At 48.9% G+C, this 21538-nt stretch carries 12 protein-coding genes; 4 read left to right on the top strand and 8 right to left on the bottom strand.

Going from position 1 to position 21538, the window contains the following annotated elements; genetic code table 11:
• Window positions 1-9 precede the first annotated feature (9 nt).
• From ONB25_01780 to ONB25_01760, 5 genes are all read right to left on the bottom strand, one after another.
• Window positions 10-2460: a hypothetical protein gene (locus ONB25_01780; GenBank protein ID MDZ7391619.1), complete on the bottom strand. Its 2451-nt coding sequence runs from the start codon at window positions 2458-2460 to the stop codon at window positions 10-12.
• Window positions 2461-2775: 315 nt separating this feature from the next.
• Window positions 2776-4920: a T9SS type A sorting domain-containing protein gene (locus ONB25_01775; GenBank protein ID MDZ7391618.1), complete on the bottom strand. Its 2145-nt coding sequence runs from the start codon at window positions 4918-4920 to the stop codon at window positions 2776-2778.
• Between the two features lie 26 nt (window positions 4921-4946).
• Window positions 4947-7334: a T9SS type A sorting domain-containing protein gene (locus ONB25_01770; protein MDZ7391617.1), complete on the bottom strand. Its 2388-nt coding sequence runs from the start codon at window positions 7332-7334 to the stop codon at window positions 4947-4949.
• Window positions 7335-7567: 233 nt separating this feature from the next.
• Window positions 7568-8875 (bottom strand): right-handed parallel beta-helix repeat-containing protein, encoded by a 1308-nt coding sequence (locus tag ONB25_01765; GenBank protein ID MDZ7391616.1) that lies wholly within the window; start codon window positions 8873-8875, stop codon window positions 7568-7570.
• Window positions 8876-8982: 107 nt separating this feature from the next.
• Window positions 8983-10722, bottom strand: a complete 1740-nt coding sequence (locus ONB25_01760; GenBank protein MDZ7391615.1) for a tail fiber domain-containing protein — start codon at window positions 10720-10722, stop codon at window positions 8983-8985.
• Between the two features lie 308 nt (window positions 10723-11030).
• On the opposite strand from ONB25_01760, the gene ONB25_01755 reads away from it, so the two are divergent.
• The 3 genes from ONB25_01755 to ONB25_01745 all read left to right on the top strand — a co-directional run bounded on the left by ONB25_01755 (window position 11031) and on the right by ONB25_01745 (window position 13105).
• A complete protein-coding gene (locus ONB25_01755) occupies window positions 11031-11621 on the top strand; it encodes a sigma-70 family RNA polymerase sigma factor (protein ID MDZ7391614.1) in 591 nt (196 codons plus the stop codon).
• 110 nt (window positions 11622-11731) lie between these two features.
• Window positions 11732-12523, top strand: a complete 792-nt coding sequence (locus ONB25_01750) for a zf-HC2 domain-containing protein (protein ID MDZ7391613.1) — start codon at window positions 11732-11734, stop codon at window positions 12521-12523.
• A 201-nt stretch (window positions 12524-12724) separates the two neighbouring features.
• Window positions 12725-13105 (top strand): four helix bundle protein, encoded by a 381-nt coding sequence (locus tag ONB25_01745; protein MDZ7391612.1) that lies wholly within the window; start codon window positions 12725-12727, stop codon window positions 13103-13105.
• Between the two features lie 31 nt (window positions 13106-13136).
• Here ONB25_01745 and ONB25_01740 read toward each other — a convergent pair whose 3' ends face one another.
• Entirely contained in the window at window positions 13137-16304 is a 3168-nt protein-coding gene (locus ONB25_01740; protein MDZ7391611.1) for a tetratricopeptide repeat protein, read from the bottom strand.
• A gap of 1180 nt (window positions 16305-17484) precedes the next feature.
• Between ONB25_01740 and ONB25_01735 the strand changes: the two genes are divergently transcribed.
• Window positions 17485-18522 (top strand): transposase, encoded by a 1038-nt coding sequence (locus ONB25_01735; protein MDZ7391610.1) that lies wholly within the window; start codon window positions 17485-17487, stop codon window positions 18520-18522.
• Window positions 18523-19008: 486 nt separating this feature from the next.
• Here ONB25_01735 and ONB25_01730 read toward each other — a convergent pair whose 3' ends face one another.
• Window positions 19009-19644, bottom strand: coding sequence for a hypothetical protein (locus ONB25_01730; protein ID MDZ7391609.1), 636 nt, complete (start codon window positions 19642-19644; stop codon window positions 19009-19011).
• Window positions 19645-19705: 61 nt separating this feature from the next.
• The gene (locus ONB25_01725) at window positions 19706-21268 is read right to left on the bottom strand and encodes a T9SS type A sorting domain-containing protein (GenBank protein ID MDZ7391608.1); all 1563 of its coding nucleotides are present in this window, start codon (window positions 21266-21268) and stop codon (window positions 19706-19708) included.
• Between the last annotated feature and the right edge of the window lie 270 nt (window positions 21269-21538).

The following is a 21538-nucleotide window of genomic DNA, read 5'->3' as shown; positions in this document are numbered from 1 at the left end:
TCCTCATGGTTATTCCTTGTCCCATAGATAGCCATGCAAAGTCTTACGAAAAGCCGAGGTTAAGGAACGGATCTGGGTCCCGGCAGAACCAAAGGCTGACGTGTCAATGATCTTAGAGGGTAGGAGCATCAGTTTATTTACTTGTGCAAAGTTACCAGCCTGCAACCGAGACAAATACAAGCTACTGGCTACAGGCTGACCTGCTTCGTCTATTCCGTCCCATTTTACTTTGTGATAGCCAGTGGTTTGATAATCTTGTGTCAATGTGACCACCTCTTGCCCTTGGAGATAGAAGATACTGATCTCCACCTCCAAGGCTCGCGGCAATTGGTATTCAACCACGGTTTCGGAATTGAAAGGATTGGGGTAATTCTTCCGCAATGCGAATGGTAATGCTGTTGAGCCGTGACGTTCCTGAACATCAGTGTTGTCCGCCAGTGCTAGATCGCCCAAGGTGGCAGCTGATTCCCAGAGCGCCCCTGCAGGCCAACCGGCGGCATTACCGTATTGATAAGCATAGAAATTGCCGGGAGCAACAATCCAGATGGCAAAACCGATAGTAGCGCCTGGTGCTGCATTTATAGGACTGGTCGTTAAATCAAAGGCGACTTCATATTGCCCATGGTCGAGGTCGTCAGAGCCGCCCTTTTCAATCCCATCGGCTAATACCGGGTTATCTACGCTGATGCTATTGGGATAAGTCCCCCAATAGCCGAGAGAATAATCTGTGGTCTCGCCGATGGTGATTGCTCCTTCTTTGCTGGGACTGGCTTCATCCCAGGTCTTATTATGCTCTTCATCAAATAGAGTCCTCACCATAGTACCGAGATTCAGGTCGTCAGCGTTGGAATCATAAATTGCCAAATAGAGGTGAGCGTCACCATTTTCAACATGAAGGGCGATAGCCGCCGGAGTTAACGCATTAGCGGTATTAGTTCCCGATGCCTCATCCCATTCGCCAGCGGTCATCTGCCCATCCATGGTGGGCAGGGTTCTTGCCCATGATGAGTGAATAACAAATCCCGAGCTTGACGGTGTGGCTCTGGCTTCTTTTGAAAATGGACCCTCCCAACCCAAAGCCACAGTTCGAACCAAATAATAGAAAGTGGCTTCGTTGGTGAGGCTGGTATCAATCCAATCGCGCATAAGTGTGTCGAGAGGCCCACGGTCAGCGACATTTACTGAGGTCAGCAGGGTATAAGGTCCATCAGAAACAATGCTGCGATAGATACTATAAGCCGTAACCCCAGTGGTGGCATAAATACTATCCCAGCTTAGCGGTACGATGCTAAGAAAAGCGCTGCCAGCTGTGAGATTCAGTCGCGTAGCTGGAAAACTGGCAGTCGCATAAATATCTTTATTGTCATTGCGCTCATCCTGCCAGGCAATGATAGCAATACCCCGTTCATCGCGAGCAATACAAGCGTTTTGTTGTCCGCGTGTTGGATCACTAACTCCAAAGTTACTGCCAATAGGATTTCCCGCGCTATCAAAATTCTGACGATAGATGTCCCAATCACCTCCTCGGCTCGTCTCCCAGACAATGCTATGACCATTGTTTGAAGTAGCCGCGATGGCTGGTTGATTATGATATTCAGAAGAGCCAGCAGTACTATTCACCCGGACTACCTCTCGGATCGCTGCGCCGTTCTTATCATATAGTTGTCCATGAATGTTCTGATCTCCCAGATAATTCCAGCAGATCATGGAATCGCCATTGATTTGAAGTACAACAGCCGGATTACTAGTATTGCGATCTTGTGCCGGATGGGTGCTCACCTCAGAATCGCCGCCCAGCTTTGTACCGCTCCTATCAAAGCGCTGCGCATAAACTTCATCCATGGAGCGATCGTCCACCCAACAAATCACAAAATTTCCGTGTTCATTCATGTCAACTGTTGCATCATGATAGCTACCTGAAACTTCAGTTACCATTGAATCTTCAATGTGCTCTCGATTTGCTTGCCGATCGAATGGTTGATGACAAACACCATAGGGGTAGCTATTGTTTTGCCAGCAGACGATAAAGGTACCCTTTCCGTCCATGGCAATTGCTGCAAAATGCTGTCTCGTTTCTCCGGTATCGGCCCAGACCTCAAAACTTGCGCCAATCGCTTGACCATTGGCTTCGAAGCGTTGGGCGTAAATATCGACGTCATCGTAGCCATGACGATAATCTTCCCAGACGATGACAAAATGTTCCCTGACTGTCAACGGCAACATCAGGATGCGTCTGAGATTCGGTACCATCATCAGCATTAACCTTAACATCTCCTTTGACAAGGCGTTAGGACCAATTATCTGGGCGTAAATATCAGAATTGCCATTCCGATGATCCTGCCGGCAGGGGACTGCATACCCATACTTATTCATGGCTATCGCGGGCGGTTCCTGATCTTCAGTGCCCGTATCATCGTCTATTTTTGAGTCATTGATCATCGGCTTAGTTGTTTTTTTCACGATAATGGTTTTGGCTCAGGGAGATACTCACACTGGAACTGAGTAATGTGCCCGGCCTAACGGTGATTTTGTTAACATGAACTGGTTAAACATACCTGCCTCTGAAGCAAAAATTCTCGCTCCCATAAGTTGAACGCTCACAAAAGAGTCTTTTAATCGATTTCTGTAAGAGTTCTGCTTCTGTGTCCATTTTATTTACTTAACCACACTCGGAAGCTTGGCTATGAAAAATGTCCCAAGGATTAGCCTGGCAAGGATCTTAAATCGGCCGAAAACGGATCTGCGGCCTTGGCCAGGTTTCTTTGCTGCTTTTTCTCACTGGATTAATAGCATCTTTTTTACCGTCGAAAATTGACCGGCTGTCAAGCGACACACATAAATGCCCGAGGTCGCTCTTTTGCCCTGTGCATCCAATCCATCCCAGACAACCGTCCTCATGCCCGCCGTTTGAACTTCATCGACCAGCGTCTTGATTTCCTGTCCCTGTAGATTATAGATTTTCAATTGAACCTGGCTGAGGGCTGGAAGCTGAAAGCGAATTGTTGTCTTCGGATTAAATGGATTGGGATAATTCTGCTGTAATACAAATTCAGCCGGTGCAATCGAGGTGGCATTTTCTTTCACCGCCGTCGGTGCGTTAAAGCGGATAATGTAGAGCCCATCGTTGCTATCGGCAAGGTAGATATAGTTATCATCGATTTTAACGTCGTTGACAGCGACACCTGTCTGGTAATAGCCCACCTCCAGCGGATTCAATGGATTCGCTACATCAAAGATTCGCAGTCCGCCTGAAAGATCCGCCAGATAGACGTAATGGCCAGAAAGTGCGATGCCAACTGTGTTGTTGTCGGTTTTCCAGAAAGCCACTTCAGTAGGATTTGCGATATTGGAAATGTCGAGTACCCGGAAACCACCGTTTCTACCATATCCATCAGCGACATAGGCATAATTATCCTTCACGGCGACTTCATGTGTATAGCCCGCTGTATTAAAGAAGCCAACTTCAAAAGGAAGCGCAGGATTGGATATATCGACAATGCGAACGCCCTCCTGCTGATCGGCAATGTAGGCAATGGAATCGCTTACGGTAATATTTTGAGCGTTGCCGTTGGTATCAAAAAAACCAATTTCCGCAGGACTGGCGGGATTAGTGATATCGATGATCCGCATGCCGTTGCTCCAGTCTGCCACATAAGCGTAATCGCCGCTGATGGTGACTCTCTGAGTGTAACCTTGGGTATCAAAAGCGCCGATTTCGAATGGGCTACGCGGATTTGAAACATCGACCACTCGTAATCCGTTGGCATAGTTAGCGATATAAACATAGTCGCCTTTTTTGGCAATACCAAAACAGTAAGAACTCATTTGCAAAGAACCAACATCCATCGGCTTGGTGCGATCGGAAATATCAATGATATATAAGCCATCGCGATAATCAGCCACGTAAGCGTAATCACCGTCCACGACGACGTCAAAAGCCTCGCTGCCCGTGTCGAAATAGCCCATTTCTGATAGGTGTGCCGGATCGGTGACATTCAGTACCCGCAGACCCTGATAATCATTCGCCACATACGCACGTCCATTAGTTACTGCGACGTCATAGGCACGGGCCAAGTTGTTAAAAGAACCGACTTCCGTCAAATTGGCGGGATTGGAAATGTCAATTATCCTCACGCCGCTATCACTATCTGCCACATACGCTAAATTCCCGTTTAGTGCAATGTCAGACGCCCACCAAGTATCGAACGAGCTGATCTGGGATAAGTTGGCAGGATTTTTGATGTTGATGATCTTTAATCCCTCTGTAGCATCGGCAATAAAGGCTAAGGTATCCTTCACAACAACGCCATGGGCATAATTTGTTCTTAGCTGACCAACTTCTAATGGGCTGACAGGATTTGACACATCGATCACCACGAGCCCGGCGGAGCCATCCGCCACGTATACATAATTTCCTTGTACAGCCACATCTCTTGCCAGGGAATGAGTCTCAAATGACGTTACTTCAAGCGGATGGGCAGGGTCGGATATGTCGATGATGCGCAGTCCCAGACCATGATTGGCGACATAAGCATAATCGCCGCTCACCGCGACTTTCCATACGATACCCTCTACTCCTAGAAACCCGATTTCGGTTGCCTGTGAAGGATTTGTCACATCAATTATTCGCAATCCGCCATGCATAGTGGCGATGAGAGCATAGTTGTCTTTGACGACGATGCCTTCAACCGCTGATGGCATAAGTAGGCGTGATAATTCCAGCGGGCTTTGCGGATTGGTGAAATCCACAATCTCCAGATACCCGCCATTTCCGAAATAGGCAATATTGTCCACCACTGCTATGGCTTCGCATGGTCCCTTTGCCCAGCGACCGATGAGGGTGCAATTTTGGCTGCCCTGCGCCCGGACTGGCGCGATAACCATGAGAAGTATGACTATGGTAATGAGGTATCTGTTCATGTTCGGTTCTCCCATAAGGTGCTTGGCTACTGAATGAACAGCATTGTTTTTGACATTGAAAACTGACCCGCCCTCAGCCGATACACATAAATCCCCGAGGCTGCTCTTTTGCCTTGTGCATCAAATCCATCCCAACTCACCGATTTTATTCCCGGCGCTTGAAATTCATCCACCAGTGTCTTGATTTCCTGTCCCCGTAGATTATAGATTTTCAATTGAACCTGGCTGACGACTGGAAGCTGATAGCGAATTGTTGTCTTCGGATTAAACGGATTGGGATAATTCTGATTGAGCCTGAATTCCAATGGGACTTGTTCTTCGAAGTCCACTGAAACGGTGACCGGATTGAATCGCCATGCATGAATGATCAGCCGGCCTTCTAACTCCCGCACAAATTCAGTCACATAAAGCAGCCTGTTTTGTGGGTCACACGTCGCCGAAACAATTTCCTGATCTTTGCCAAAAAAGATATCTCTGGAAAATCGTAACGCCGCGTACGGCTGAGGCTCATAACTATTCATTTGACCTTTGGCTACTTTTGCGAGATCATCGGGGTTATAGAAAATGATCATAGGCTGTTTAACGTGAGCGCGCCAGCCTTTGCCGTCGGGATCTGTTTCCCAAAAGTCAGGATAGGGCACATCGGCGATGACCCAATCATGGCGCATCTGTTCACCGTGGTAACCGTACCAGTTATGCCCCAGCGCCTTATTACCGATGATGACGACCGCCTGTTGTTGTTCTGCCGTCAGCCACAGTGCCTCCCGCCAATCATCGCTGTGCTTATAGCCATCAATGGCGTTGGGGAAAGTATAATCATCCACGCCTTCCACTGAGCCATATTCGAGGAGCGTGGTAATTGGCAAGGCGCTATTGGCTGCCGGCGGAGTCGATCCCACACGGGAAAACGCATACATCGTGGGACCAAGTCCGCTTAACCCCCCCTCGCGGTATCTTCCTGTAATAAGATTTCGGCCCGAGGAATTGGCGTCAGCCCATGATTGCGGCGCAGAAAACAGCCAATCGCTGATCATGGCATCTATCGGCGGTTGAGCAGCATTCCCCACATACCAGGCGCCATACTTCGTGCTTCCTGATAAATTCGCGGCGTCGCAACAACTGATACACACATGTTTTTCGCCGGTGACTGTATAGTAATAGCTCCAGGCGCTATACAGCCGGCTTTCTTCCGGTACATATTCCAATGCGGAGCGCCAGACATCAACAAAGTCCCAGTTGTTCACATTGGACGGTCGGATATTTACCGGCTGGGTGAGGATGGCAGACTGATTGAGCTGCTCAACATTCTTTTGAGGTGAAATGTTCGGAATTGGGATATTGACTTCACCCACCAGCCCGTTCTCCGGCTGATTGAGATTGGAAATGAAAAGTGAACCGGGAAAACCATCAGTCGCGCCACTTTGTCCACCATCGCCATCACGATAGTAAGCAATGGCGTCTCCGCCCCAGCTAAAATCCTCCGGCAAAGCAAATGCTCCGAGATACTCGAAACCAGAAGGACTGATTAAGCTGCCTGCCCCCTGGTAAGGCTGTGTTGTTGCTGTTGCGGTTTTTGATGGCACGCTTTCATTTCCCGTTGCATCCAGCGCAGTTACCGAAAAACTATACTGTCTTGCGGGCTCAAGGAAAACGCAGGTATATTCATTGGAACGGGAGTAGCCTTCGACGGCGCCGTTCATGTAAATCAGGTATTCCACAACTGCCACATTATCTGAAGCCGGATTCCAGCTTAATTGAATTTTGGAATCAGAGACAGCGTTTGCTGCCAGCCCAGTGGGAGCCTCTGGCGCGAGAGTATCTGCATCCGAAAACAGCTCAATCTTATCACACACCAAGAACTGCTTTTGATAGGTGGAAGACCATTCCACGGAGATGTTAATGTTTACCAGCGAATAGGTGGCATCAGTGCTATGAACGCCGGTATCGGTGATATTAAAAACCGTCTTTGCATACGAATGTGGCTGAATCTCCGAATAGGTGTAACGATAATCGCTGAAGCTACGCATGGTGTACCAATTGCCATCCGGTGTGACGACATCAGGCTCATCATCATCGGTAAAACTTATCCGCGCTGTAAAAAAGAATACTTCATCGGAATGATTATACCAGGTGACGACAATCTGCTCCCCCACTGAAAATTTGCGCGGCGTCCCACGAATGCCGCGGTAATCATCATATTCCCCTATCTCCGAATTAACGATCAAGCCGCCATTTCCCATGGAGGTATAGCTGAGGTTGTTGCTTTTCAAGACGGTAGTCCAGCCTGTCAGTCCAAAAGAATTTGTTGCCGCAGAGCTGCCGTACTTAACGAGAAGGATTCTCTGGGCGCTGCTCAGAAGCGGGAAAAAGAAAATGATGGCGATAAATACTGTCGAAAAGACATGTTTTCTCATTCTTGCTCTTCCTTTCAACTTTTTCAAAAATAGGGTAGTTATCCAGGTCGATAAACTTTAGCCTTTCAGGCTGAATGAAATTGGCTTTGCTATTTAGAAAGAATAGGTGTAAGTGAAGCATAGGGGTATAAGGCATAAGGTATAAGGGATAAGGGATAGAGATTGAGGAACATCTCAACTTATCACCTCATCCCCCTATACCCCTATACCCCTATGCTTTATCCTCCAACAACTCACTCCAACAGCACCATCTTCCGCACCGCGCGATAGCTCCCCATCTGAAGCTGGTAAAAATAGATCCCCGAAGCCAATCCCGTCGCATCGAACTGAAATTGATACAAACCTGGCTGAAAATATCCTTTCGCCAATTGCGAAACTCGTTGTCCCAAAAGATCATATACGGTCAACGTCAGATGAGCGGGTTCAGGGACACTGAACCGTACCGTGGTCGCCGGATTGAAGGGGTTGGGATAGGCTGGATAAAGGTAAAACTCGCCGGGCAGTTCTGCGTTTGGTGTGAGTTCAATTCCTGTCGCTTGATCATAAAACAAGGCGCCTATATCGGCTCGAGTGCCATCGGGATCGAGCAACGACAATGGATCGCCTGCATCGATACAGGGCGAGTTAGGAGTAAGATGATAATCGACGGGACTACCACCCACAAGCAGCGGATCAAGATAAAGATCACCCGTACCAGGCTGCGGCGTCCAAGCGGTGCCATAAAATCCGAAATCGGCAGTATTCCCATAGTAGTCATTATATTGAATCATCGGATTTCCGAGTGAATGCGCGGTATTCCGATACATACCGCTTTCGCTATTATGGCTGATGATGTTGTTATAAATTTTCGGTGCAGGATTAATCTGCATGTAAATTCCCGTACGGTTATGAGCGATGGTGTTGTTATAAAGGGTTGCCTGGGAGCCATTGTGTAGATAGATACCCACGCTATTGTTTCTAAGTATGCAATAGCAGATCAACGCATTATCACCATCCGAGAAGATGCCGTTGCCAGGCTGGCTCACACCATTATCGTTATCGGCAATGGTAAAACCCTTGATCACGGCATCCTGTGCTGTTAGGATCAAATCTCTAACACCATTCCGAGAGATGATCGTCTCCATGGGGCCCGATCGGCTCAGTAGAATCACCCCTTTCTTCATTTTGAAAAACTCACGGTAGGTACCTGCCGCTACTGAAATGATATAACCTGAATCGGCGGCAACCATGGCTTCGGTGATGGTGGCATACATTTCTGGCACCAATAGTGTGGTGGCTAGGGGGACTGTTCTGCCCTGCGCCAAAAAACCTGAGGAGGAGGTATGTTGCGAACTCTGGGAGACGCCCACATTCAGTGGCTGTCCAATGACTTCTCTCACCAGATACTGAGTTGATTGGGGGGTACTGCCTCCCGAAGCGATCACATATTTTACAACTCGATAATTGGTGCTGGACTGGCCATACGCTTTTTCTATCGATCCTAATATTACGACGGAGGAGAAAATGAGTAGGCCAATAATCGCTTTTAATTCTATTTTCATCTTTAATTTGTCCTTTATGAGCCCATGACAAGAATCTTCTTTCAGGCCACTAATTTATTGCTTGACCTTTCCGCCAAAACTCTGCTGTGCATTAGCATCATTCAGGATTACCTATTCATGAGTTGATTGACTTGCTGCTGCAATTCTTCGATGGCTCTTTGTTGTTGTTTAATCGCTTCAAGCAGCAACGGTATGAGTTCCGTGTAAGCGATACTCTTTTCATTATTCTCATCCGTTTTGACAATCTCTGGCAATACCTGCTCCACTTCCTGGGCAATAAAACCGTAATGCAGGCCAGCAAAGAATTCTCGATTGGGATAAGACTCTGAATTCCACTCGAAAGATACTCCCCTAAGCTGCATCAAGTTTGGTAGCGGGTTTTTGACGGTGGCAATATTTTTTTTCAATTTGATATCCGAGCTGAGCCAGGAGCCAGTCGCATAAGCGTTTCCATCGACTCGTAGGGCATACGTGGTACTGTAACCACCAAAATTAATGCCCACATGACCACCAGTAGTTATGTGGTTGCCAGCCCTGATATCAGCGGTGATATAGGCGTCGCCATTGACCTGCAGAGGGTAAATGGTGCTATAGCCACCATTCATATTGATCCCTGCATGCTTCCAGACGCAGAGATTATTGCCAATATAGGCATTTTCATCGCTGATCAGATTATCGGTAGCCACAATATCACCGCTGCCGTAACTCATGCTTGGTGTGCCTGCCCGAATATAACCACCATTGGCCTGGACATTAGATACGGCGATCAAATCACTATTGGACTGGATGGTACCCACCACATTTAGCGTGTTATGACATGTCACACTTCCTGGAATATTAATCGCTCCCGAACTGCTCACCTGAATACCTTCATTGTCGCCGTCGCTGGAAAGCCAGTAATTTCCCAATCGGATATTTTGTGTTGCAGTATGGTTGCCCAGGTTATCGCCAGTACCACCGCCAGTTGCAGCTATAGTAATTCTTTTATTGGCATCGTCGGGCGTTATTGTAATATTGCTACCCGCCACCAGATCGATATTGCCGCCATCGTTCGATACTCCATCAACGCTGCTGACAATATTGGGTGAAATTTTATCGGCAGTGATGGCATTGGCTTGAATCATGGCGGTGGCGATGCTGCTGGCTTGCCCTTCGTTGACATAGCGATTATCAGCAAAAGTTGTGTTCAGCGCAACCGCATCGGCGGATACGGTAATGCCATCGCCAGCGCCCACGTGGAGCGTTACGTCGGCCGTGGTACCGCCACCTGTCAAGCCATTGCCTGCATAAACTGCTGAAATATCGCCGCCGCCGGGTCCGCCCGACGCCGAAATGGTAATCTGATTGGAACCAGGATTGGCTGTAATCGAAACATTCGAGCCTTCCGCCAGATCGATATTGCCGCTGCTATTGGGGGCAACATTTTGCAGACTTCTCACAAAGGCGCCGGCCGCATGTCCGCCGATGTTATCCGCACTATTAGCTCGCATGGCATAGGGCACAGTGACCAACCGCTTGCGCGGCGTCATAGCAGGGTCGCTGCCGACTTTTAATTCAAGATAGGTTTCGGTTCGATCAAAAACTGTATAAGGGATCGGCGTGACCGAGCCCAGAAGAACACTAAAGAGGCCATTGGCAACTGTTACGTTTTGGGTTTCCGACCATAAGGCAGTTCCACCTGTTTCGGCAGCATAGATGCTGAACTGAATCGAGCGAGCGCCATCAATCATTTCGCCATCGGGATTGGTCAGAATCGCCTGATAGTTGATCAACTGTGGCACCTGTGCCTGAGTAGTCAACAGTGGCGCCAAAACGAGCAAACTGAAGAAGAACGACTTTTTCGACACGATAATCTCCTTCCCAATCTGAGTCGAAGGCCTTCTTATATGAGTACTAGCTCTACTTGGTCATACCAGAAGATGATGAGTCATTCCGAACATATCCGTCAATTGGCGGGGAAGTGAAGGGTTCATATTTCATTGATGACTTCAGAATCAACAGATTTCTCGCCCCGCTCGAAATGACGCGCAAAGGTGTACTTGAGTAACCTTACAAAATAGTATTAGGAAATGAGCTCAAAATATTGAAAAAAACTTTTTCTCTTGCATTAAAAATCAAGAATCGCTAAATTCTTGTTATGGATGATAACCGACAAATGGATCTTATCGAGGCTATTCAGGCTGGAAGTCTGCAGGCTGAAAGTGAACTCCTATTGCATTTTAGGCAGAGAATAATCCACAAGGTCCGTTTTAGCTTGGGCCTGAGTAATAAGGACTGGGAGGATGTCGTCAGCGAGGTCCAATTGGCACTGCTGAGCAGCCTGCGGCACGGACGTTTTGATGTGAGCAAAGGCGTCCCGCTAGGATCGTACGTCTATGCCATCACTATGAACAAAATTCGAGATTATTTCAAGCAACATAAGAAAGAACAAACGGTCATTGCTGACCCCGGCTCCGAAAATGACATGGTCGTCGAAGAAGAGGATTCACTTGAGCACCAGGAATTGAAAACATTCTTGAGAGGTGGCCTGGCAAGACTCAAACTCAAATATAGAGAGGTCCTCTATTTGAGATATTTCAAGGAATATTCGATCACTCAGATCAGCCAAGAGATTAAGCTGCCGCCGAGGCGAGTCAGCGAGCGAATTCATTATGCCCTGAAGCTGTTGAGGGAGCAGTGTAAAAAGGAGGATTTTTTTTCAATATTCGAGTGGTTTCTGTTAATCTGTATTCAGTGGATTGCATAATTGGGGGATAAGTGGATGGGTGAAAATGCATACTATGGCGTATAGAGGTATAAGGCTACACGGGTATTGTAGGAAGGACGACGTTCGTTTTGGGCAAAAGGTGAGTTTTGATGAAATGTGAGATCGAAAATCGGGACCAGTTGATCGATTATTATTTGGCGGGAGAGCTTTCGCCTGCGGAGCGGGAAAAATTCGAAGAGCATTGTTTTAACTGTGATGTCTGTTTTCAAGAGCTGCGGTTCCGTGGGCTGTGTGTTGCATTGATAAGAAAGGAAGGGGCCGGCCTTTTTGCCGATTATCTAGCAAGACAAAGAGCTGAAAAGGGAATCGCTTATTTATTCAAGAAAATGAATGAGAGGCTTTTGGTCCAGCAGGGTAGACGATGGATTTATGCGACAGCCACAGTGGGGATAATCTTCTTGGTTGTGCTTTTTAGCTACAAAAAGTTATTTGTGCAAGCAGAGCAGCAATCGCAAATTGTCATTGGAGATAATACTGCAATTATTGAACAAGAAAGTAATACCGCTCAAACCAGTGAGCCAGCAGTACTCGCGAAACGTGCAGAACCCAAGACAGAGATGAGCCAGGCTTATGCGATGAATTTCCGGCCGTTGCCCTATCTCGAAGCCATGATCGACGATGTCACTCGCTCGTTTTCGCTCACCGTACTCTCTCCGAGAATCAATGAGAAGCTAAGTGGTAATATTCTTTTTCGTTGGGCAGGTGATAGCGCCAATGTCGCTTCTCTAAAGATCCTCAATAATCGAGGGGCTGAAATCTTTGCCACTGAACCAGAGCAGAATCAATTCATATTCAAAGAGAGATTAGCGCCAGGACTATATTATTGGAAGCTGGAGAGTAAAGAGGAGGTGGTGTATGTGGGGAAGTTCTTGGTAGAATAGGGGTATAGGGTATTAAAATTATGGAGGCAGAAGGTGCTTGGAAAGGATGATGGCTGAATATCATCATGATTCACAGGAAAGTAGTCCATTAAGCGCAAATCAACCGCCTGCATTTTATAACGTCGAGAGACTTCACAACGCTGGAAGCCTGGAAGAAAGCCAGAGAAGTAAAGTTGATTTTCTAAAAAGATTTTACCTCGGTTGCCCAAGGGTGAAAAACTAGATACTCGGATTAGAAAAGCGTCAAGCAGCTCGACGGCCAACATCACTGAAGGCTATCGTCGCTTCCATTACCAAGAAGGTATTCAATTCTATCGAATCGCCAGAGGCTCACTTCATGAGCTAAGAGATCATTTAATCAGTTGCCAAGAGCTTCAATATGTCTCCAGGGATTTCGTAGATGGAACCCTGGATTCACCAGAATATGCCAACGTAACTCTCAATGGCTATAGCAATTCTGTTAGGAAGCGGAAAAGGGAGCAGTGCCACCGAGATATAAGAGGTATAGGGGGTACATGTGTGATTTTCTGTAGCTTGTCAATTTGTTCCAGTCCTTCATTCCTCTATCCCCTAATGTTCTAATGGCCTTATATCCTTACCTTCTGCCCCCTCTCTACCCCCCAATCAGTACAAATCCTCCCCACGTCTTCGGCAATGCTGTGGCTGAATTCCTGATCAGATTGATTTTCGCCTCCCGAATTGCGGCCGCATAACTCTTTCCGTTGAGAATATTCGCATAAAAGTCGACCATCATCTGACTGGTGTATCTATCGGATACTTTCCACAAAGAAACGAGGATATTAGATACACCCGAGTACAGGAAGCCCCTGGTCAACGCCATCATCCCTTCGCCCGGCACCAGCTTGCCGAGTCCACTCTCGCAGCTGCCCAAGACAAGCAGGTCGGCTTGGAGATTGAGATTATAAGCTTCTCCCGCATACAAGATGCCATCGTCGCTGAAAGCTGTATCCTGAGGCTGGGAGAAGACAATGCCTGACAGTTGTGGTCGCTCCTCGTTGATGATGCCATGCGTGGCAATATGCACGATTTGGTACTTGTTGCTCTCGAGCTTGAAGTTCTCTTCAGAGGCATCCGCATGAAAATAGCCGATAGCTCTTTTTCCGCTTGCTTCAAATCCTTTGATGATCCTGATCACCTCTTGTTCAGAATGGGGTAATTCGTGAATCCGGTTTTCATCTAGGTGGATCGTCCGAGCATCGGCGTCTGGCTCAGCGGTAGCGAGCGTGAACACAGGAAGATTGCTGGCGAGAATATATCCGTTGCGTTTGGCTTTATTGAAAACAGGCGCAAAACCGATGAAAGCGCCAGGCAAACACCGCTCGTGTTCCTCAGTTGCTTTTTTCAGCGTATTCAAGTACAGTCTCGCCGAATAGTGATAAGAAATTTCAAACCTTTTGATCAGATAATCGAATCGAGTTAAGTCGGCTTCGCTATCAGGCTCGCTGGCGAGCAATGTCTCAAATGGAATCCTATACAGGATGCCATCAGGAATAACGATCAACCTCTTCTGGGAAATCAGAAGCTGCTCAATGGGCTGAACAAGGCGAAGATAAATCTGCTGACTCGATACCACAAAATTGGCTATATCCGCCTTCTTGATGGAACGAACCAACAACTCGACAGCGCTAGCAAAGTTTCCTTCTTGAGCCACAGATACAACGTCGAAGTTATCTTTGGTGATGACAAAAATATGGATCATTTCCTCCCCGGTCAGGTATTCGATCAAAGCGGCATCAGGAGGCAAAGCCACTTGAAGATCAGCGATGGAGATTGATGGTGTCTGATATTTCAGTTGATAATATTGGGGATAGTTGGTCTCTAACTGTTCGACTAATTGCTGAGCTGCCGAATTGAGCCGAAACAGCCTCGATTGAAACTCTTTAATCATCACACTATCCTGATCCGTTTTTTTCTGTAGCTCCTTTTGCAATTGTGCGTCGTAGCAAGCCAGGTCGATTTTCAACTGCCGTTCCTGCTCTAACAAGCTATCAGGGAGGTCAGCGAATCGTTTAGCTCTGGCATCCTGTAGGGCTGCCAGCAAGACCATAGCCTTCGCCTTTTCGGCCAACAAAAACGCAGCCTCTCGATAATCCCGATTCTGCGTGCGGTCAAAAAGCTGCAATGCTGTTCCAATAGCGGCAGCGAAAATTTTCGATGTTTTTTCCTGTAAAAATATTTTTGATCCCTCGGACTGATAACGATGGCACACCCTGTCGATTAGATCTGAGGTGAGTTGATACGTCTGAAAAGCCACCTCCAGGTCTTTCAGATCTGAGGACACTTCCGAATAATATCGTTGCAAGGCATCTGCTTTTAGCTCTAAGGCGATGATGGTTTGCTCCTCCAGTCTTAGGTCTGGTAGCGGCGGATTGCTGTAGATATTGGTATCGCTGAAATTGGGTGTGACGGCGATAATCGCCTGCTGGCTGTGCCTCAGCGCTTGCTGGAAATATTCTTTCTTCAAGTATAACTCACCGAAAAGTTGATGCAAGTCTGCCACCTGCGAATGTTTTGCGCCACACAATTCTTGTTGAATGGCCAACGACTTGTGATAATTGTGGATCGCTTTTTCATCATCACCTTTGAGATGATAAGCCACTCCCAAATTACGATAGCAGTTTGATGCAAAATCATGTTTTTCTGGCAGAGACCTGAGATGGATGGCCAGGGCTTTCTGATGATATTCAATCGCCTGATCATAATGTCCCAGTTCACGATAAATGACGCCCAAATTACCATAACCGACCGCCCGCTTCGGATGGTTTTCACCAACGGTCTGCGCCGTGACCGCTACCGATTTACTAAAGAATTCCAGTGCCCGTGGATAGTCCCCTTTCTTTTGGTAGGTGACTCCCAAATCGTTGTAGTTGCTGGCCACCTGAGGATGTTTCTCACCAAATACGTCGACGCAGATGGATAATGATTTCTGCAAGTATTCCAACGCCCGATCATAGTCGCCAATCATGCCATAAATTGTCCCGATCCGATTGTAATCCATGGCCACATCAGGACTGCGTTCCCCCGAGAGCTGGAGGTCGATGGCCAGCGATTTATGAAAGAAATCCAGCGCACGATCATAGTCTGCCATTTTGCGATAGACTACTCCCATATTGTGATAGGCGCAGGCCACTTGAACATGCTTTTCACCAAAATGTCGACGAAAAATGGCAATGGCACTTTGGAAATAATCAAGCGCCTTGCGATAATCACCTTTGCTGCCATAGATCGTTGCCAGGTGGTTGTAGCTGTCGGCAGTTTGAGGATGCTCGCTGCCGAATAGTGCCAATGTTTTGGCCAACGCCAGGTCATAGTAATCGAGCGCACGCGCGTAATCAGCCTTCGAATAATATACCATGCCCAACATGTTATAGACCTGGATAACCGCTTCATGATTTTCGCCCAAATGTTCCAATCCAATCGCCAAAGCTTCCTGCAAACGCTCCAGCGAGCGTCGATAATCAGCCTGCTTATAGAAACTTAGGGCAATATCCATCAGGGCGTCCACATAATTCTTCCATAAGCGAGGTGTCGAAAAATGCTGGCTGATCGGTCCATAAATGGCGAGCGCCTTTTCATGATAAAAGCCGGAGCTATCGAACTGTGCCTTTTGGGCAAAGGTTTTGGCTTTTTGGGTGTATTGGCAGGCGATGGCCGTGTCCGCCAGAGTGGCCACGGCATCGATCTGGGAAAAGCATGGAGCAGCAAGAAACGATAGAATGATGATCAAATACAAAGGTGTCACTGCGGACTCCTCAGTCATCGGATATGTCCTCACTCTTTGTCATAAACATAAAAATAATATTCACAAATGCAAATGAAATTTCGATATTCCCTGTAGCGAAAGGATTCAATCTTCCAATAAAATCGTAATATTACTATGTCAAGAGAACATCTTTGACAGATCAGGAGCCAATTGTTTCATGCTGGCCAGAAAAATTTCGCTTCACAGTCGAGAACCAGAATTGCTAACTCCGAAACACGTAAAGTGCAAGCTTCAGTTCGAACAAGCCTTCGTCTTCTTTATGCGCCGGTGTATCCAGCGACTAAATGCCGTGACAGTTATTTCCATCATAAAGTTGAATTGGCGACGTCGAATATAGCCCAGCAATCCCGCCAGTGCTTGCCAAAACATGTATCCTACAAAAGCGTAAATTGCAGCTCAGAAAAGTGTACTGATAACATTTAGCATGAGAGAGGGGTGGATTTCTGTCTGACTGGTCCCGATGGCAAATTCAGCAATCCTCCGCATGGCGCATTAGAATGGGGAGCCCAAAACCAAATAGTCTTGACACGCATGCGAACAGAAAGAAGATGGTATGATCCGTTAGAGTCGTTCCTAGGAAAGCAATCAATATGACCAAATACCAATGTGAATGGCCCTGGGCGGCAGGCACGGAAACCGGCGAACACGACGACGGTTTCTCCTTCGACTATCCTTCCGGCGAAAAGTGCAAGATAACCATAGTTTTCGATGAACAGTTCAGGTGGCATTCGGTGGTTCCAATGGGTTCGAATGCTGGTTGCCCGATTGGGACCAGCCGGGATTATTAACAGGCTCCTTGTGAGAATTTGTGCGGGGTCTCGCTGAGATAAATACTTGAAAGGCATGAGAGATGTTTGCAACTTTCGGTGTTGGAGAGTGGGCCAAGGTAGGGAGAGGTCTCCCACATGCCTACTGCAAAGGTAGTAGAATGGACGGTGGAAACTTAGAAGCATCGCCTGGTGAGTCGGAGGGGGAGTGGCGGCCTGATTGTCCGTTTGCCGGTGATTGTTGGCCGGTGCCGCGAATGTTCCCGGTGCAGGATCGACTGCATGAGCGCACCTGGAAGCTCGTGCCCGTGTGGAGTATTCCGGTGTTGATCTGCTATTAACCGGTGCGGGTCAAGTATCCCCGCTTCCGGGTCACGATGGCGCGTATCCGGCGGAGCAACGGGAAAAGCTTGCTGAGTCAGGCGCTGCTTGTGGCGTTGGCCCAGTGGTCCCCTCTGTCGCCCATGCAGACCGTGACACGGCTGTTCCGGGTGTCTTGGCAGGCGCCCAATGCGGTAGTGAAGCGGGTAGCAAGTTGTGGCCTTCAGTGCCGAAGCAAAACCGGTGTGATGATGGCATGTATCGACGAGATAAGCCGCAGGCGGGGGCACATCGACCGCACGCAGGTCTATGACTTGGGGAAGGTGCTTTTGGCCAGTGTGCCAGGCAGAGACGGCCTGCACTGCGGGAGTTTTCCCTGGGGTGCGGTGGGGATAGCCTCCTGCAAACCGAGGCGGTATGTCGCGGCGCCGCACTTGCTGGGTAGCGGGGCGCGGAAGCCTCTTCACGGTCATCTCACCCTCCGCAATTCGGGAAGGGAGCGGGGCTGCTCTATGTGGATCCACTACATAGAGGTAATCAAGGAGTATGTGCTCCGGGCGCTGGTGGTCTTTGGCCGGTTTCCTCCCGGGCGTCAGCTGCTGCCGGCCGTCGATCAGGTCAGACGCCCGGAGCCCCACCGGGTGCGCCGCCTCAACCCAGAGCCGCTGAAAGGCACCCGCTCCCTGGGGCTGAAGAGCCCCTGGAATCTGAGACCCCAGGAGCGGCAACGATTGGACTACCTGGAGAGGTTGAATCGGGGCATCTTCCGCGCCTATCTGCTCAGGGAGCACTTCCGTGAGCGGTGGCAGCGGGCGACTGAACAGGAGGCCGAGCGCTTGTTAAGCTATTGGCTCGAATGGGCTTTCAATTACGGACTTGGACCCGTGGGACAGTTCGCCTCTCTGCTTTCCAGGCATGGCGACGGGGTTCTGGGATACATGGAGCTGCCCGTTGACAATCATGTCGTAGGAGCCATGAACGGCAGTGCCAAGGCGATAAGCATGAGGGCACGAGGCTACCGCTGGCGGGGGGGTCTTCTCCACCGTGCTGCTTCTCTTTCTCGGTATCCTCGCAAGGCAGCCTCTCGTGCACGAATTCGCGTTAGGAGCCCTTTAGTTGGTGGTTGACTCGGGTTTTAGTTCTTCCTACCTCACCGCCGCCATCTTTTTCACCGCTTGAAAAGCCCCGATCTGGATTTGATAAAAATGAATACTGGACGCCAACTTGCCGGGATCGAAGCGGAGAGTTAAGCAGCATAACCGGTGCATGATAACAGTTGGCAGATTCTTGTTCGATCGTTAACCAGCGCAATCGACCATATAGCAGCAAAGCTGGTGCATGCGGTCGACCAAAGGGGGTGACTCATCGGCTTCACTCCGAGTTTCATAACAGCGGGAGATAACCACGCCGTGGCCGTTTGCAGAATCGCTCTAATGACAGCTATGCAAGATACTATTTTTAGCCTTAGGCGCGGCGGCCCTGGCCTTCGGCAGAGTCGGCCTAACCGCGTTAAGCAGCCGAACAGGAACGGATATCATCCCTGGGGTGGTCGCATCAACGCTTTATCGGTCACCCTTGGAGGGGTCAACCGTTCTTCCTGCAGTGCGGTCCGATTATCGCAACAGCACCAGTTTCCTCCTCTCAACCCAATTGCCCATGCTCAATCGGTAAAAACAAGTACCGCTGGGAACATTTGCTGCATGCCAAGACACCTCATAGTTGCCGGATTGTAGCGCACCTTTTATCAGCCTCGCAACCTCTTCGCCCTTGCTGTTGACAATCTTCGGAGACACAACTCCCACCTGCGGCAGAGAAAAGCGGATGGTCGTGCCGGCATTGAAGGGGTTGGGGTCGTTTTGGCAAAGAGCGAAACGGGCAGGCGGCTCGGTTTGCAGCCTTTCCACAGAGGCGATCATCTCCGATAAAGGTCTTTTCCATACCCAGTTATCATCCCAAGTCCCGGCAAAGAGAAGGGCGCCCGAGACGGCAAGGGTTTGGACAGAAGTATTGGTCAAACCGTTATTGCCCTCGGCCCAGCCCGCCCCGTGGTCGGTGGAAAGGAAGACCCCAGCCAAAGTTCCGGTGGAGAGCTTTTCTCCAGAAACCGTAGAACAAGATACTACACCGCCAAAGGGCGCATTGGTACGTGCCGAATGAGCCTGCAAGGCGACTTTTCCAGAAAAGCGACAACCAAAAGAAAGTACGTTCCCTAAATAAGCACAATTGGCTTCAGCGATTTTAGAGGACACCCCCTTGCCGTTTGTGTTTCGTTGATATCTTGAATTGTCTCCTTTCCTTACTTTGGAGAAATCATTTTCCGCACCGCATGAGACCCCCCATTTGGATACGGCAGAAATAAATCCCCGAAGGCAAATGACGGGCATCGAAACGAACCGTATAGACGCCGGGCTGGTGCATTTGATCCACCAAGAGCGCTACCATCTTGCCACGTACATCCACGACCTCCAGAGTCACTCGCCAAGCCTTCTCGACGCGATAGCCAATGACCGTCTCTGCATTGAAGGGATTGGGGTAGTTCTGTTCAAGAACGAAGTGCTTCGGTGCTGCCTCTGAAAATTCTTCGACCGATGTGACCATCTCGCTCAACGGCCGTCGCCACACGCCCCAGCCTCTGGTTCCGGCGAAGACCTGATCGTGGAAAACAGCAAGCGCATAGACCTCTCCTCCAGCCCTCAATCCTGCTCCCATATCCGTCCAGGTTTCTCCGCTATCAGTGGAAAGAGACACATTGCCGGGCTTAGAGGTGCCGACAAAAAGATTCTGGCCGCTGACTGCAAGCGCTCTTACATTCGCATTTGTCAAACCCATATTGATTGGCTCCCAGGTATTGCCATTGTCCGTGGAACGAAATAGACCGCCCCAGGTGCCGGCAAAAAGATGTGTGCCACAGACAACGAGAGCATTAACATACATATCCGTCAAGCCGGTGTTGGCTTCGGTCCAGCTGGCGCCATTGTCCGTGGAACGAAACACCCCGCCGCCGTCGGTCCCGGCAAAAAGAAGCGTGTCGCTGACAGCAAGCGCATAAACTCGTTTGTTCGTCAAACCAGTGTTTACTTCTGTCCAGCTTGTATCGTTGTCCGAGGAACAGAATACACCGCCTCTCCAAGTGCCGGCAAAAACAAGCGGCCCCTTTAGGGCAAACGCATCGACATCCATGTTTGTTAAACCCTGATTGACTTCACTCCAGCTTTCACCGTAATCCGGGGAAACACACACGCCGTTGCCATAGGTCCCAGCAAAGAGCATCGGCCCATTGGCGGCAAAGGCCCGAACATGCGTACCGATCATGCCGGTATTGACCGCGTTCCAAGTTGCGCCATTGTCTGTGGAAAGAAATACGCCACCATAGGTCCCGGCAAAGAGATTTTGACTGCTCACGGCAAAATCACGAGCAACAGGGTTTGTCAAACCGGCACTCACCTCAGTCCAATTGGCGCCATAATCCGTAGAACGAAAGACTCCTCTCTCGTTAGTACCGACAAAAAGGTCCGTACCCCAAACACAGAAAGGAGATGTATTAAGCGATGTCAAGCCGTTATTGACCGCAGTCCAATGGTCCCCATGATCCGTGGAACGAAAGACTCCGTTATACGTGGCGGCAAAAAGATGGGTGCCGATAGCTGCAAAACCGGAAACAAATGCACTCCCAAAACCCTGCTTGACCTGGGTCCAGCTCTGGCCCTTGTCCGCGGATCGAAACACGCAGGCTCCAATTGTGCCAGCATAGAGGTACTGGTCGTCTGTACCCAAAGCATAGACCCGTAGGCTCGTCAAACCGTTGTTGACCTCGGTCCAGCTTGCGCCATTGTCCGTGGAGCGAAAAAACCCCGCCACCGTCGGTTCCGGCAAAGAGATCTGTCCCGCTAAATACAAGTGCGTAAATATTCTTGTTTGTCAATCCGTTGTTAACCGCACTCCAGTTAGCACCATTGTCTGCAGAATAAAACACACCGCCTCCAACAGTCGCGGCAAAAAGATTGTTCCCGTTCACCACCATGTCATAAACATACAGAGATGTCAGGCCGTCGTTCACCTGGGTCCAGCTCGCGCCGTTGTCTGCAGAACGAAATACGCCGGACATATAGGTTCCGGCAAGAAGAAAGCTGTCGGCAACCGCAA

The sequence above is a fragment of the candidate division KSB1 bacterium genome (genome assembly GCA_034506335.1).
Classification (GTDB): domain Bacteria; phylum Zhuqueibacterota; class Zhuqueibacteria; order JANLFK01; family Oleimicrobiaceae; genus Oleimicrobium.
Note: the sequence above shows the minus strand (reverse complement) of the source record. Positions and strands in the feature narration are given on the sequence as shown.

What these genes read in the sequence shown, in the direction of transcription:
- ONB25_01775 (MDZ7391618.1), bottom strand. Translation starts at nt 4,920, where the DNA reads ATGAACAGATACCTCATTACCATAGTCATACTTCTCATGGTTATCGCG.
- ONB25_01770 (MDZ7391617.1), bottom strand. Translation starts at nt 7,334, where the DNA reads ATGAGAAAACATGTCTTTTCGACAGTATTTATCGCCATCATTTTCTTT.
- ONB25_01765 (MDZ7391616.1), bottom strand. Translation starts at nt 8,875, where the DNA reads ATGAAAATAGAATTAAAAGCGATTATTGGCCTACTCATTTTCTCCTCC.
- ONB25_01755 (MDZ7391614.1), top strand. Translation starts at nt 11,031, where the DNA reads ATGGATCTTATCGAGGCTATTCAGGCTGGAAGTCTGCAGGCTGAAAGT.
- ONB25_01750 (MDZ7391613.1), top strand. Translation starts at nt 11,732, where the DNA reads ATGAAATGTGAGATCGAAAATCGGGACCAGTTGATCGATTATTATTTG.
- ONB25_01740 (MDZ7391611.1), bottom strand. Translation starts at nt 16,304, where the DNA reads ATGACTGAGGAGTCCGCAGTGACACCTTTGTATTTGATCATCATTCTA.